Origin of the sequence: Rhodococcus gannanensis (assembly GCF_042681175.1) — a bacterium.
In the GTDB taxonomy this organism is placed as follows: domain Bacteria; phylum Actinomycetota; class Actinomycetes; order Mycobacteriales; family Mycobacteriaceae; genus Rhodococcus_G; species Rhodococcus_G gannanensis.
In genome coordinates, this window is sequence record NZ_JBHUFB010000010.1 from 268348 (window position 1) to 282128 (window position 13781).

14 protein-coding genes are annotated in these 13781 nt (G+C 68.9%); 3 read left to right on the plus strand and 11 right to left on the minus strand.

The window, feature by feature from the left end; all coding sequences use genetic code 11:
• Window positions 1-14 precede the first annotated feature (14 nt).
• The 3 genes from ACFSJG_RS12235 to ACFSJG_RS12245 are packed head-to-tail and all read right to left on the minus strand — an operon-like array spanning window position 15 to window position 2051.
• Window positions 15-257 (minus strand): helix-turn-helix transcriptional regulator, encoded by a 243-nt coding sequence (locus tag ACFSJG_RS12235; protein WP_007531294.1) that lies wholly within the window; start codon window positions 255-257, stop codon window positions 15-17.
• Complete coding sequence (locus ACFSJG_RS12240) at window positions 247-1098, minus strand: ABC transporter permease (RefSeq protein WP_378485494.1); 852 nt, start codon at window positions 1096-1098, stop codon at window positions 247-249. Before ACFSJG_RS12240 ends, ACFSJG_RS12235 begins: the two co-directional genes overlap by 11 nt.
• On the minus strand, window positions 1098-2051 hold the full coding sequence (locus tag ACFSJG_RS12245; RefSeq protein WP_378485495.1) for an ABC transporter ATP-binding protein: 954 nt from the start codon (window positions 2049-2051) through the stop codon (window positions 1098-1100). Before ACFSJG_RS12245 ends, ACFSJG_RS12240 begins: the two co-directional genes overlap by 1 nt.
• A 147-nt stretch (window positions 2052-2198) precedes the next feature.
• On the opposite strand from ACFSJG_RS12245, the gene ACFSJG_RS12250 reads away from it, so the two are divergent.
• On the plus strand, window positions 2199-2852 hold the full coding sequence (locus ACFSJG_RS12250) for an endonuclease (protein WP_378485496.1): 654 nt from the start codon (window positions 2199-2201) through the stop codon (window positions 2850-2852).
• 22 nt (window positions 2853-2874) lie between these two features.
• Here ACFSJG_RS12250 and ACFSJG_RS12255 read toward each other — a convergent pair whose 3' ends face one another.
• The 5 genes from ACFSJG_RS12255 to ACFSJG_RS12275 form a co-directional block, all read right to left on the minus strand.
• A complete protein-coding gene (locus ACFSJG_RS12255; protein ID WP_378485497.1) occupies window positions 2875-3030 on the minus strand; it encodes a hypothetical protein in 156 nt (51 codons plus the stop codon).
• 97 nt (window positions 3031-3127) lie between these two features.
• Window positions 3128-3883, minus strand: coding sequence for a succinate dehydrogenase/fumarate reductase iron-sulfur subunit (locus ACFSJG_RS12260; RefSeq protein ID WP_378485498.1), 756 nt, complete (start codon window positions 3881-3883; stop codon window positions 3128-3130).
• Entirely contained in the window at window positions 3880-5892 is a 2013-nt protein-coding gene (locus ACFSJG_RS12265; RefSeq protein ID WP_378485499.1) for a fumarate reductase/succinate dehydrogenase flavoprotein subunit, read from the minus strand. The genes ACFSJG_RS12260 and ACFSJG_RS12265 overlap by 4 nt, the downstream gene beginning before the upstream one ends.
• 22 nt (window positions 5893-5914) lie before the next feature.
• Window positions 5915-6733 (minus strand): hypothetical protein, encoded by an 819-nt coding sequence (locus ACFSJG_RS12270; protein ID WP_378485500.1) that lies wholly within the window; start codon window positions 6731-6733, stop codon window positions 5915-5917.
• A complete protein-coding gene (locus ACFSJG_RS12275) occupies window positions 6730-7011 on the minus strand; it encodes a hypothetical protein (protein ID WP_378485501.1) in 282 nt (93 codons plus the stop codon). The genes ACFSJG_RS12270 and ACFSJG_RS12275 overlap by 4 nt, the downstream gene beginning before the upstream one ends.
• A gap of 86 nt (window positions 7012-7097) precedes the next feature.
• Between ACFSJG_RS12275 and ACFSJG_RS12280 the strand changes: the two genes are divergently transcribed.
• A complete protein-coding gene (locus tag ACFSJG_RS12280; RefSeq protein WP_378485502.1) occupies window positions 7098-8456 on the plus strand; it encodes a cytochrome P450 in 1359 nt (452 codons plus the stop codon).
• Here the strand turns inward: ACFSJG_RS12280 and bioD are convergent.
• Genes bioD through ACFSJG_RS12295 form a run of 3 tightly spaced genes read right to left on the minus strand, consistent with a single transcriptional unit; the run spans window position 8356 to window position 11618 of the window.
• On the minus strand, window positions 8356-9087 hold the full coding sequence (bioD, locus tag ACFSJG_RS12285) for a dethiobiotin synthase (RefSeq protein ID WP_378485503.1): 732 nt from the start codon (window positions 9085-9087) through the stop codon (window positions 8356-8358). The two genes, ACFSJG_RS12280 and bioD, sit on opposite strands and share 101 nt — an antisense overlap.
• On the minus strand, window positions 9084-10271 hold the full coding sequence (locus ACFSJG_RS12290; RefSeq protein WP_378485504.1) for an 8-amino-7-oxononanoate synthase: 1188 nt from the start codon (window positions 10269-10271) through the stop codon (window positions 9084-9086). Before ACFSJG_RS12290 ends, bioD begins: the two co-directional genes overlap by 4 nt.
• A 54-nt stretch (window positions 10272-10325) precedes the next feature.
• Window positions 10326-11618 (minus strand): adenosylmethionine--8-amino-7-oxononanoate transaminase, encoded by a 1293-nt coding sequence (locus tag ACFSJG_RS12295; protein WP_378485505.1) that lies wholly within the window; start codon window positions 11616-11618, stop codon window positions 10326-10328.
• Between the two features lie 116 nt (window positions 11619-11734).
• Here ACFSJG_RS12295 and ACFSJG_RS12300 point away from each other — a divergent pair, with 116 nt between their 5' ends.
• Window positions 11735-13753 (plus strand): acyltransferase family protein, encoded by a 2019-nt coding sequence (locus ACFSJG_RS12300; protein WP_378485506.1) that lies wholly within the window; start codon window positions 11735-11737, stop codon window positions 13751-13753.
• The last annotated feature ends 28 nt before the right edge of the window (window positions 13754-13781 follow it).

Genomic DNA, 13781 nt, shown 5'->3' on the forward strand with positions numbered 1-13781 from the left:
GGTCCGAATGTCGGCTATGCCGTCGCCGTGCCCGAGCCGAGCCTCGGGAACGGCTCGGTGGAGAACACCACTTCGACCGCGACGTCGAAGTACGCCGCGATCCGCAACGCCAGGTGCAGGCTGGGGCTGTACTCACCACGTTCGAGGTAACCGACGGTCTGGTAGTGCACGCCGAGCGCATCCGCCAGCTCCCGCCGCGACAGCCCGCGTTCGGCACGAAGCATCGCGATGCGGTTGTAGATGACCTCAGAAGGCACGCTGCATCGCCTTCTCCCGGCGCGCTGCCATGCTGGATCCCGATTCGTGACGTGCCATGCGCCGCAACACTACCGGCGCGACCAGAACACCGACCAACGCCCAGGCGCCCAGCACCGCCGCCGTCTCCAGGTGCCGCCAGGACTCCCCGATCTCGACTGCCTCGGCCTCGGGCGGCAGCAGCGCCGATCGCATACCGAGACCGCTCCAGTACATCGGGAACACCTGCGCGACCCCCTGCAACCATCCGGGCAGCGAGGTGAGCGGGTAGAAGATGCCCGAAATCGCGACGAGCCCCATCAGCGGCATCGTCAGCAGGAACGTGGCCCGTGGACCGTCGAGCACGGCTCCGAGGATCGCGCCGATCGGCAACGCGGCGAGCAGGCTGAGCACCAGCACCCACGCGAACGTCACCCACGCACCGAGACCCTCCAACGACGAACCACCGATCACCGCCATTCCGACGAGCAGGACGACCACGACCTGGACCAGCACCGATCCTGCGCCGGCCACGACCTTCCCGACGAAGTAACCTGTCATCCCGCCGGGAACAGCCTTCGCGCGCAACAACGTCCCGTCCTCGCGGTCGAGCACCAGCACGTTCGTGATCGCGAACAACCCGTTGAACACGACGATCGAACCGATGAGCCCGGGCAGTGCGAGTTCCGCGATCGACAGATCGCCGCCGGCGTACTCACGGTTGCGGAGCAGGTACAGCACGACCAGTGAGATCGCCGGGGTCAGGAACTGTCCGATCAGATCGGGCGCCGCGGTGAAGAGTTGACGGAGCTCGATCCGGCCGCGGGTCAGCCCCACTCTCGCGGCATGAACAGTGGCATTCATCACGAAACCTCCTCGAGCAGAACGGAACCGGCTTCGCCGAGACGGGCCGCCGCATCGACGGCAGGGTCGTCGGACTCGTGTCGCCGGACCAGCGCCATGTAGGTGTCCTCCAGGGAGGCACGGTGCACCTCCAACTCCCCGATGCCGTCGCCGTACTGCGTGAACAACTCGTGTACGAACTTCGTGGACTCGGTGGTGGTGTGCACGTACCGTTGCCCGTTCACCGTCCACCGCACCTCCGACTCACCGGCGACCGCGCGGGCCAGTTCGTCCGGCGTGCCGTTCGCGACGATGCGCCCTCCCGCGAGGATCAGGATCCGATCGGCAAGCTTCGCGGCCTCGTCGAGGTCGTGCGTTGTGAGCAGCACGGTCGTGTCCTCGAGGTCCGCCAGCCGGTGGACGAGGTCGTGGAAGTCGCGGCGCGCCGCAGGGTCGAAGCCCGCGGTCGGCTCGTCCATGAACAGCACCTCGGGCCGGCCCACCACCCCGATCGCCACGTCGAGCCTGCGCCGCTGCCCGCCCGAGAGCGTCGAGATCCGCGCGCCCGCGTGGTCCTCGAGCCCGACGAGACCGAGGAGTTCGTCCGTCCCCCAGGGTTTCCGGTGTCGTCCGTCGAGATACGGCCGGTAGTAGGCGGCGATGTGGTCGAGCAGTTCCCGCACCCGCCACCGGGCGTGATCGCGCCACGACTGCAGGACCACCCCAATCCCGGCTCGCCAGTTCTCGTCGCCGTGCGCCGGATCTGCCCCCAGGACCGCGACGCTGCCCGCGGAGGGCTCGCGGAAACCCTCGAGCACCTCGATTGTCGTGGTCTTGCCCGCACCGTTGGGACCGAGCATCACCAGCACCTCGCCGCGGCGGGCCCGAAACGTCACCCCCGCGAGAACGTCGACGTCGTCGTACCGCATGCGCAACGCGTCGACGTCGATGACCACATCCTCTATCGATCTCATGAATGCCTCCCCATCATCGATTTGCGATGTTTCATAGCATATCTACTACATTGCATTGCGGCAATGCTTCATTGCGCATGGGAGACGAATCCCGCTGGTGAGCGGCGACAGGTTTACCGGCACGTCGGGACGGGTACCGCCCGGAGAATGAACAACAGCACGGCCGAGGTCGCATCACGACTCGTCGACCGCGCGGGCACGACCTATGCGGCGGAAGCGGACATCACGCTGCGGAACCGACCGATGCCCTTGTTTCAACTCCTCGTGCTCGCACTACTTCTCAGCACCCGGATCTCGGCCGATCTCGCGGTGCGCGCCGCTCGCGAGTTGTTCCACGCAGGCATCCGCACACCGGACGCAGCCGCGACGGCCGACCGCCGCTCCATCATTGCCGCCCTGGGCCGCGCACACTACCGACGGTACGACGAGAGCACCGCCACACGGCTGCGGGAGATTGGCGAGACGGTCCGCGATCGATATCGAGGCGACCTCCGGAAGCTGGCCGAGCGATCCGACGGCGACATCGGGGCGGCCACCGCGCTACTCACCGAGTTCACCGGAATAGGCGAGGTCGGGGCGTCCATCTTCCTGCGAGAGGCGCAGGACGTGTGGCCGTGGGTCCGTCCCTACCTGGACGAACGCGCCCTACGCTCGGCAGACGATCTCGGACTCCCGACCGAACCGGCCGACCTCGCTGCACTCGCATCACGAGGCGACGTCGCACCGCTCGCCGCAGCATTGGTACGCACGTCGCTCGACATCGAACTGCGTACCGAGATCCTCGACACGCCCCCTCGGTGAGCCGGACCGCAATACAGCGGCGTCAGCGACCCAACTCGGCCGCGACCGCAGCGGGAGCGGGAGCGTGATGGAATACGGGCTGCGTGACGCCGCTGGACACGAGCATGGATGCACCCCACACCGTCGCGCCCAGGAATACGGCACTCACAACCCCCGCGACCAGCGACTTCGCCTGCATTGCACCCTCCTCGAGCCTGTGTGACTGCGATCACAGTACTTGCAGAAGGCGGCCGGCGGGCCGATTTCCACCCGGTCAATCCGGCGGGATACCGAAATCAGTGTTCGCCGCGGCGAAACAGCTTGTTGCCCAACCACACCAGCGGATCGTAGCGGCGGTCCGCGACTCGTTCCTTCATCGGAATGAGGGCGTTGTCGGTGATGTGGATGCCCTCCGGGCAGACCTCGGTGCAGCACTTGGTGATGTTGCACAAACCAAGACCGTGCTCGGTTTGCGCCACGTCGCGGCGGTCCGCGACGTCGAGCGGATGCATCTCCAGTTCCGCGATGCGCATCAGGAAGCGCGGTCCCGCGAACGCCGGCTTGTTCTCCTCGTGATCCCGCACCACATGGCAGGTGTTCTGGCAGAGGAAACACTCGATGCACTTGCGGAACTCCTGCGAGCGCTCCACGTCCTGCTGCGCCATCCGGTACTCGCCCGGGCCGAGGTCAGGGGGCGGCGTGAACGACTGGATCTCACGCGCCTTGGCGTAGTTGAAGGACACGTCGGTTACGAGATCGCGGATCACCGGGAACGCGCGCATCGGCGTGATCGTGACGGTCTCGTCGGGGGCGAAGGTCGACATCCGGGTCATGCACATCAACCGGGGCCTGCCGTTGACCTCCGCCGAACAGGATCCGCACTTACCCGCCTTGCAGTTCCAGCGCACCGCGAGGTCCGGCGCCTGAGTCGCCTGCAACCGGTGCACGATGTCGAGCACGACCTCGCCCTCGTTGACCTCGACGGTGTAGTCGCGCAGGTCACCACCGTCGGTGTCGCCGCGCCACACCCGGAAGGACGCCTGATAGCTCATCTCTCCGCCTCTCCCGGACCCTCCGCACGGTCCTCGCCGGCCCCGCCCGGATGCTCCGCATCAGCTCCCCCGGGATGCTGCGCGAGCTCCGCATCTGTGTAGTACTTGACGACCTCCGCGAAATCGAAGAGCGCGAAGAGATCCGGACGCATCGGCTCCTGAGGCTCCGACGTGACGTCGATGTCCGGGACGACGCGGCCACCGGCGTCCGGCCCACCGACGAGTCCGCATACGAGCAGCGTTCCCCGCCAGCTCGCGTCCATGCCCGGATGGTCGTCGCGAGTGTGACCGCCGCGGCTCTCAGTACGCATCAGTGCCGCCCGTGCGACGCATTCGCTGACGAGCACCATGTTGCGAAGGTCGACGGCCAGATGCCAGCCGGGATTGAACTGCCGGTGCCCCTCGACCGCCACGGATTCCAGGCGATGCCGTATTCGTTCCAGTTCGCTCAGCGCCGAACGGATCTCCACGTCCGTCCGGATGATGCCGACCAGGTCGTGCATCACCTGCTGCAGCTCCATGTGCAGGGCGTACGGGTTCTCGGGCGCCGAGCCGGTCGGCGGATCGAACGGGGCGAGAGCCATCGCCGCCGCGGCGTCGATCGCCCCGGGGGTGACGGCGGGACGTTCGCCGAGCGTTTCGACGTAGGTCGCGGCACCGAGACCGGCGCGACGACCGAACACGAGCAGATCCGACAGCGAGTTCCCACCGAGCCGGTTCGAACCGTGCATGCCACCGGAGCACTCACCCGCCGCGAAAAGCCCTGGAACACAGGATGATCCGGTGTCCGGGTCCACTTCGATCCCACCCATCACGTAGTGGCAGGTCGGTCCGACCTCCATCTGCTCCTTCGTGATGTCGACGTCGGCGAGTTCGAGGAACTGGTGGTGCATCGACGGCAGGCGCCGCATGATCTCGTCGGAGGGCAACCGGGACGCGATGTCGAGGTAGACGCCGCCGTGCTCGGTTCCGCGCCCGGCCTTGACCTCCGAGTTGATCGCACGGGCCACCTCGTCACGGGGCAGCAGGTCCGGGGTGCGGCGAGCACTGTCGTTGTCCTTCAGCCACTGGTCCGCCTCAGCCTCGGTCTCGGCGTACTGGCCCTTGAAGACGGCGGGAATGTACTCGAACATGAACCGGGCGCCGTCGGAGTTCTTCAGGACGCCGCCGTCGCCGCGAACACCCTCGGTGACGAGGATCCCCTTCACACTCGGCGGCCACACCATCCCGGTCGGATGGAACTGGATGAACTCCATGTTGATCAGCTTCGCGCCCGCCCGCAGCGCCAGCGCGTGGCCGTCACCGGTGTACTCCCACGAGTTGGACGTCACCTTGTAGGACTTGCCGATTCCGCCCGTCGCCAGGACCACCGCCGGAGCGGCGAACACCACGAAGCGGCCGGATTCCCGCCAGTACCCGAAAGCGCCCGCGACGGCAGCGCCGTCCGATCCAACGCCGCCCGATCCGTCGTCGAGGAGCAACTCCGTGATCGTGCATTCGGCGAACACCTTGATTCGCGCCTCGTGGTCACCTGTCTCGGCGAAGTCCTCCTGCTGCAGCGACACGATCTTCTGCTGCATCGTGCGGATCAGCTCCAGACCGGTGCGGTCACCGACGTGCGCGAGCCGCGGATACGTGTGACCACCGAAGTTGCGTTGCGCGATACGCCCGTCGGCGGTGCGGTCGAACAGGGCGCCGTATGTCTCGAGTTCCCACACCCGGTCCGGGGCCTCGCGGGCGTGCAACTCGGCCATCCGCCAGTTGTTGAGGAACTTCCCGCCGCGCATGGTGTCCCGGAAGTGCACCTGCCAGGAGTCCTTCGAGTTGGCGTTGCCCATAGCGGCCGCGCAGCCACCCTCGGCCATCACCGTGTGCGCCTTGCCGAACAACGACTTGCACACCACCGCGACCCGTAGCCCGCGTTGCCGTGCCTCGATCACCGCGCGCAGGCCGGCGCCGCCCGCGCCGATGACGACGACGTCGTAGTCGTGCCGTTCGACCTCCGCCACCGGGGCTCCCCTCTGCTGACGCTCAGTTGACGAATCGCAGGTCCGAGATCGTGCCGCTCGCGACGAGCATGATGTAGAAATCTGTGAGCATCAGCGTGCCGAGCGTGGTCCACGCCAACTGCATGTGCCGGGTGTTGAGCCGGCTCACCCACGTCCAGAGCCGGTACCTCACCGGGTGGGCGGAGAAGTGCTTGAGTCTGCCGCCCGTCACGTGTCGGCAGGAGTGGCAGGACACCGTGTACGCCCACAGCAGGATCACGTTCGCCGTGATGATCACGTTGCCGAGCCCGAACCCGAATCCACCTGTGCTGCCGTGAAATGCGAGCACCGCGTCGTAGGTGTTGATCGCGGAGACGACCAGGGCGACGTAGAAGAAGTAGCGGTGCGAGTTCTGCAGGATCAGCGGCAGCCGCGTCTCGCCGGTGTAGTGGGCGCGGGGCTCGGCGACGGCGCAGGCGGTCGGCGACTGCCAGATCGAGCGGTAGTAGGCCTTGCGGTAGTAGTAGCAGGTGAGCCGGAACCCGAGCAGGAACGGCAGCGACAGGAACGCGAGTGGGATCCACATCGGCAGCTCACCGAACCACACCCCGAAGTGGGTGGAGCCGGGGACGCACGACGCGCTGACGCACGGCGAGTAGAACGGCGTCAGGTAGTGGTACTCGTCCACCCAGTACGCCGTGCGCACGAAGGAGCGAATCGTCGCGTAGACGACGAACACCGCGAGACCGAGCGTCGTCAGCAGCGGCGGGCGCCACCACAGGTCCGTGCGCAGGGTGCGCGCCGTGATCTCCGCGCGCCCCGGCGCGCGGACTCCCGTGGTCGATCGGGCCGGTGCGTTCACCGAGCCTCGTGCAGGCCGCCGAGTCCCTCGTCGTCGACTCCGCGGAACAGCTCGTCGCTGTACGGGGTGTCGGGCACCTGGATCCGCTCACCGGAGGTGGCGGGCACCTCGCGCGGCGGATACTCCTCGAGCTCCTTGGCGTCGATGTCGAGCCGGTCGATGTCGTTGGCCAGGCGGCGGACCTGCGCGGCATCGCCATAGCGCGACCGGAGCGAACCCACGCAGTGACGCAGGTGCCCGATCGTGCGCTGCAGCTCCATCATTTCACTGGTGGACATCGGAACCTCCAACCACAGATGATGTGATGGCTCTCACAGTACGTCAGAAGCCTTGCGTGTGCGCCCGATCCGAAGGGAACGACGACATGAGCACCGAACCCCGCGAACGCACGGTCACCCGCGAAACCACCGCGCGCACGTCCTCGGCCGCGCATTTCGACCCGGAGCCGACCTACGACTTCACCAGCCCGGACGCCTACACCGACGGCGTCCCCTACGGACGGTTCGCAGCGATGCGCAGGACCGCACCCGTCTGGTGGAACCCGCAACCACCAGACGTGGGCGGCTTCAAGGACAGCGGATTCTGGGTGGTCACCCGGCACGAGGACGTCCGGGAGGTGTCCCGGGACAGCGCCACCTACTCGAGTTGGCTGGGTGGCGCCCTGGTCCGCCTCAACGACGACATCTCCGAGACCGACTTCGAGATGCAGCGGCTGATCATGCTGAACAAGGACGCACCCGAACACACGCGGCTGCGCAAGCTCGTCGCCCGCGGATTCACCCCCCGCGCCATCGAACGACTGCGGGAGGCCCTGAGATCCCGCGCGGAGCACATCGTCGCCGAGGCCGCCGCCACCGGCGGCGGCGACTTCGTGACGCAGGTCGCGTGCGAGCTCCCGTTGCAGGCCATCGCCGAGCTCATCGGCGTTCCACAGGAGGACCGCGGAAAGCTGTTCGACTGGTCGAACGAGATGATCGGCGGCGAAGACCCCGAGTACGACGTCGACCCGCTCGCCGCCACCGCCGAGATGCTCGGGTACGCATACCGGATGGCCGAGGACCGGCGCCGGTGCCCCGCCGACGACATCGCGACCACCCTGATCCAGCCGGACACCGACGGCACCGAACTCACGCCCGACGAGTTCGGATTCTTCGTGCTGCTCCTCGCGGTCGCCGGCAACGAGACCACCCGCAACGCCATCACCCACGGCATGATCGCCTTCCTCGACCACCCCGACCAGTGGGAGTTGTTCAAGAGTCAGCGCCCCGCGACCGCTGCCGACGAGATCGTCCGGTGGGCCACCCCGGTGACGACGTTCCAGCGCACCGCCACCACCGACACCACGCTGGGTGGGCAGCAGATCAAGGCAGGCGACCGGGTGCTGATGTTCTATGCGTCCGCCAACTTCGACGAGGACGTGTTCGAGGACCCGACCCGATTCGACATCCTCCGCGACCCCAACCCGCACCTCGGGTTCGGCGGCTCAGGCGCTCACTACTGCCTCGGCGCCAACCTCGCCCGCATGGAGATCGACCTGATCTTCAACGCGATCGCCGACAGGATGCCCGACATCACCCGGCTCGGCGATCCCGTTCGCCTCCGCTCCGGCTGGCTGAACGGGATCAAGCACCTGCCGGTCGGGTACGGCTCCGGATGTCCGAGGACTGTCGAGCGGGGACTTCCATCGGCAGCTCGTCGAACCAGCCCGGAGCCGCCGCGGTGAATGCGTCGCGGTCCAGGCGACCCGCACCGTCCGGGACGGAACCGAGCAGTGGCACCCCCGTGACGTCGGGGAGGTCGGCGAGGTTGCAGCGCATCGCGAGGTCCGGGTCCGCCGGCCAGGCGCCGATGATCGTGCCCGCGCAGGCGACACCCGCCTCACGCGCGGCGGCAACGGTCAACGCGCTGTGGTTGAGGGTGCCGAGTCCGGCGGCGGCGACCAGCACCAGCGGCGCGTCCAGTCCGGCGGCGACATCGACGAGGGTGAATCCGCCTGCGCCGATACGCACCAGCAGTCCCCCGGCACCTTCGACCAGCGTCAGGTCGTGGCGGGCGTCCAGATCACGGACCGCGTCGACAACCGCGTCGAGATCGAGCAACGGAAGGCCCGCGCGACGAGCGGCCGTGTCCGGAGCCAGCGGCTCGGGATACCGGGCCAGTTCGACGACGGTCTCCACCCCGGACAGCCGGGTGATCTCGGCGAGATCACCCGCCTCGTCGGCGCCGACGCCGGTCTGCGCGGGCTTGCACACCGCGACCGACAGTCCTCGGGCAAGGGCCGCTGCCGCCAGCGCAGCGGTGACAACGGTCTTTCCGACGTCGGTGGACGTTCCGGTGACGCAGAGGATGCTCATACCCGCGCCGCCGAGTCATCGGTCGGCACCGCCGACGAGGCACCGGTAGGCACCGCCGACGAAAGCACCTCGGTCAGCACCGACGCGATGGTCGCCATGTCGGCTGCGGTGAGGTCAGCGCGAGCGGTCAACCGCAGCCGCGACGTGCCCTCGGGTACGGACGGCGGACGGAAACAGCCGACGTGCAGCCCCCGCTCGCGGCATGCGATCGACGCGTCGTAGGCGACCTGCGGGTCGCCGAGAATCACGGAGACGACGGCGGACTCGGGTTCCGCCGCGCCGGTGACGCGGGCGAGGTCGCGGGCGCGGTCCAGCACTGCGGCGGCGCGTTCGGGTTCGCGACGAAGGACGGTGAGCGCACCTCGGGCAGCGCCGACGGCGGCGGGCGCGAGTCCGGTGTCGAAGATGAACGTGCGGGCGGTGTCGATCAGATGGGTGCGCACGCGCCGGTCGGCGAGCACAGCACCGCCCTGCGCGGCAAGGGATTTCGACAGGGTGGCCGTCACCACGACGTCGGGTTGACCGGCGAGGCCGACCTCGTGGACGAGCCCCCGACCGCCCTCGCCGCGCACGCCGATCCCGTGGGCCTCGTCGACGAGGAGCACCGCACCGTGTTCACGGCACACGCGGTGCAATGCACTCAGCGGGGCGAGATCGCCGTCGGCGCTGAACACGGAATCGGTGAGCACCAGTGCGCGGGCCTCGGTCCGGGACGCGAGCGCGGACGCGACGGCGTCGACGTCCGCGTGTGGGGTGACGACGACCCGCGATCGGGACAGCCGGCACGCGTCGACGAGCGAGGCGTGGCAGCCGGCGTCGGACACGACGAGCGCGTCGCGGCCGGCGAGTGCGGTGACGGCACCGAGGTTCGCCGCATACCCGCTGGCGAACACGAGGCCGGACTCGGCGCCGACGAAGTCGGCGAGCTCGCTCTCGAGCAGTTCGTGTTCGGCGGTGGTCCCGGTGACCAGTCGCGACCCGGTCGATCCGGCACCCCACCTGCGCAGCGCGGTCGCCGCGGCGTCGAGGACCTCGGGGTGCCGAGCCAGGCCGAGGTAGTCGTTGGACGCCAGGTCCACGAGCGACGAGCCGGGTGTGCGCGCGAGCAGGTCGCGGTGCAGACCGGCGGCGCGGCGCGCGTCGGCGATGTCGTCGAGCCAGCTCAGTGCGTCACGTTCTCCCACGACTGCGCACCATACGCGCCTACTTGAACAGTGTTCAAGCCCCGGGTGTCCCGGTCAGGTGTTCAGCTGGCTGCGGGCTGCGGCGACCATGCCTCGGGTGATCGTCGCGACATCGTCCGGCGTGCACACGTACGGCGGCATCGCATAGATCAGCTTCCCGAACGGTCGCAGCCACGCACCCTCGCCGACCGCGGCCGCGGTCGTGGACCGCATGTCGACCGGCTCCGCCATCTCGATCACCCCGATGCCGGCGAGCACCCGCACATCGGCGACACCGGGCAGATCCCGCACCGTTGCGAGACCCGCGTCCAGTCCGGCCTCGAGCGCCGCCACCTCCGCCCGCCAGTCCCGCGACAGCAACAGTTCCACCGCCGCGACCGCGATCGCGCACGCGAGCGGGTTGCCCATGAACGTGGGCCCGTGCATGACGCCGCCGCCCTCCCCGATGCTGATCGCCTCGGCGATCGCGGAGGTGCAGAGGACGGCGGCGAGGGTGAGGTATCCGCCGGTGAGCGCCTTGCCGACGCACATCAGGTCGGGGGTCACGCCGGCGTGGTCGGCGGCGAACAGCTCGCCGGTGCGACCGAATCCGGTGGCGATCTCGTCGAAGATCAGGAGCAGCCCGTGCCCGTCGCACATCCGGCGCAACTCACGCAGGTACCGCGGATCGTGGAAGCGCATCCCGCCCGCGCCCTGGACCACCGGTTCGACGATCACCGCCGCCAGCTCGTCGGCGTGCCGGACCAGAATCTCCTCGAACTCGGCGACATAGCCCGGCTCGTACTCGCGGGGAGGCGCGGGTGCGAACACCTGTCGGGCCAGCACGTCGGTCCACATCGAGTGCATGCCGCCCGTCGGGTCGCACACGCTCATCGGCGCGAATGTGTCGCCGTGGTAGCCACCCCGCCAGGTCATCAGCCGGTGCCGGCCGGGCCGGCCGATTGCCCGCTGGTACTGCAGCGCGATCTTGATCGCCACCTCGACGGACACGGAGCCCGAGTCCGCGAGGAACACCTTGTCGAGACCGTCCGGCGTGATCCTCACCAGCAATTCCGCAAGGCGTACAGCCGGTTCGTGGGTCAGTCCCCCGAACATCACATGGCTCATCCGGCCGAGTTGTGCGGTCGCCGCGGCGTCGAGGACAGGGTGCCGGTAGCCGTGCACCGCCGACCACCAGGAGCTCATGCCGTCGACGAGTTCGGTGCCGTCGCCGAGCGTCAGCCGCACGCCCGCGGCGCTCTCCACGACCAGCGGCTCGGTGGTCGCCGGAAACGCACCGTACGGATGCCACAGGTGGGCGGCATCGAGCTCGGCAATACGGTGACTGGGATAGCGGTCGGTGCTCACGTGGCCCGACGATAGCGTCCCGTCCGAAAGGCAGATCCGGACGCACGCCTAGACTGGTGCACCGAGCATCGAACCGGCCGCGCCACCGAGGGAGAGTTTTGCCCGTCCGCACGACCATGTCCGAGCCCGCCCTCGCCCCGTCCGCACCGTCCACCCGTGCGCCGCACCGCGCGGATCTCGACGGCCTGCGTGGATTGGCGATCGCCCTGGTCGTCGTCTTCCACGTGTGGTTCGGCAAGGTGTCCGGTGGCGTCGACGTCTTCCTCACCCTTGCCGGGTTCTTCTTCGTCGGATCACTGGTGCGCGCCGCCGAATCGGCGGCGCCACTCGATCCACGGCCGGTGCTGCTGCGAACCGCCCGCCGCCTCCTCGCCCCGCTCGTTCTGGTCCTGGCGGCGACAGCGGCGGCCACGGTGGCACTGCTCGCACCCACCTCGTGGCTGGGCCTCGCCGAACAGGGCCGGTCCGCGCTGTTCTTCTGGGAGAACTGGCACCTCGCGGAGACGGCGAGCGACTATCTCGCCGCCGACCCGTCGGTGAGCCCGCTCCAGCACCTGTGGTCGATCTCCGTTCAGGGACAGTTCTACCTGGCAGCGCTGCTCGTGGTGTTCGGCACCGCCTGGCTGCTCCGGTCCCGAGGGGTCGCGGTCCGTGGCCCGATCACGGGCCTGCTCGCCGCTCTGGCGGCCGGCTCGTTCTGGTACGCCATCTCTGCCGAGCACCCGCAGTCGTGGCTCTACTACGACACCGGTGCGCGCATGTGGGAGCTGCTGGCCGGCGGTCTGCTGGCCTGCGCGATGCCGTGGCTCCGGCTGCCGCGAGCGCTTCAGGCACTCTTCGGTGTGGCCGGGCTGATCGCGATCGTCGGCACCGGCTTCCTGCTCGACGGCAGGCACGAGTTCCCCGGACCGTGGGCGCTGGTGCCGGTGGGAGGTGCGCTCGCGGTGATCGTCGCCGGCGGACCCGCGTCGAGGCTGCTGGCGTCCCCCGCGCTGCAGCGCCTCGGAGACATCGCGTACTCGCTGTACCTGTGGCACTGGCCGGTGCTCATCTTCACCCTGATCGCCCTGGACCGTCCGGACGTCGGCCCGGCGGGCGGGCTTGCCGTCATCGCGGTCTCGCTTGTGCTTGCACACCTGACCACCCGCCTGGTGGAAGAGCCCATCAGACGCGGCGTACCGTCACCGCGCCGCCGCACTCTCGTGGCGGGTGTCGCTGCGCTGGCGGTCGCGGTCCTCGCCGCCACCAGTGGGTGGATCATGTCGATCGCCGGCAAGTCGGACGAGATCTCCCACCTCGCCGACATCGACCCCGCGGCCTACCCGGGCGCCGCGGTTCTCGCGACCGGCGACGAGGTTCCGGTTCGACCCGAGCAGCCCTCCCGCTACGTCGCGCATCTCGACCTGCCGGTCACCACCGCCGACGAGTGCCTCGCGGGTGGCGGCATGGTGGATCCGCTCCGCTGTGAGTACGGCGATCCGGACGGGACCCGAACCGTGGCGGTCATCGGAGGTTCGCACGCCGAACACTGGTTCCCCGCGCTCGAGTCGATCGCCCGCGACCGCGGGCTACGGTTGGAGACGTACATGAAGGTCGGCTGCCCAGTGACGGTGGCGGCACCCGACGACGAGCCCGACGAGTGCACGATCTGGTCCGGCTCGGTGCTCGGCGCGCTCGCCGCGTCCCCGCCCGATCTCGTCTTCAGCACCTCGACGCGGCCGCGGCCCGACCACGTCGGCGGCGACTGGACGCCCGAAGGCTACGTGCGCATGTGGGAGCGACTGTCGGAACTGGACATTCCCGCAGCGGTCGTGCGGGACACCCCGTGGTTGTGGGAGGACGGCGTCATCTATCGCGCAGCCGACTGCCTCGCCAACGGCGGCGACGCCGACTCGTGCGGCATGGACCGAACCGCGGTGCTCGACGCCGTGGACCCGGCTCGGGACGCGTCGGCGCCGTTGCCGACCGTGTACCCGATGGATCTCTCGGACGCCGTCTGCCGACCCGACCGATGCCGGGTCGTCGAGGGTAACGTGCTGATCTACCGCGACACCGACCACATGACCACCGCGTACTCGCGCACCCTCGCGCCGGAACTCGACAGGCAGCTCGGAGTCTCGACCGGCTGGTGGTGACCCGGATCATCCGACGCGCTCACCGTCG

Excerpts from the sequence above, each read along its gene's own strand:
- ACFSJG_RS12255 (WP_378485497.1), bottom strand. The coding sequence starts at position 3,030 with ATGCAGGCGAAGTCGCTGGTCGCGGGGGTTGTGAGTGCCGTATTCCTG.
- ACFSJG_RS12275 (WP_378485501.1), bottom strand. The coding sequence starts at position 7,011 with ATGTCCACCAGTGAAATGATGGAGCTGCAGCGCACGATCGGGCACCTG.
- ACFSJG_RS12240 (WP_378485494.1), bottom strand. The coding sequence starts at position 1,098 with ATGAATGCCACTGTTCATGCCGCGAGAGTGGGGCTGACCCGCGGCCGG.
- bioD (WP_378485503.1), bottom strand. The coding sequence starts at position 9,087 with ATGAGCATCCTCTGCGTCACCGGAACGTCCACCGACGTCGGAAAGACC.
- ACFSJG_RS12280 (WP_378485502.1), top strand. The coding sequence starts at position 7,098 with ATGAGCACCGAACCCCGCGAACGCACGGTCACCCGCGAAACCACCGCG.
- ACFSJG_RS12260 (WP_378485498.1), bottom strand. The coding sequence starts at position 3,883 with ATGAGCTATCAGGCGTCCTTCCGGGTGTGGCGCGGCGACACCGACGGT.
- ACFSJG_RS12245 (WP_378485495.1), bottom strand. The coding sequence starts at position 2,051 with ATGAGATCGATAGAGGATGTGGTCATCGACGTCGACGCGTTGCGCATG.
- ACFSJG_RS12300 (WP_378485506.1), top strand. The coding sequence starts at position 11,735 with ATGTCCGAGCCCGCCCTCGCCCCGTCCGCACCGTCCACCCGTGCGCCG.
- ACFSJG_RS12250 (WP_378485496.1), top strand. The coding sequence starts at position 2,199 with ATGAACAACAGCACGGCCGAGGTCGCATCACGACTCGTCGACCGCGCG.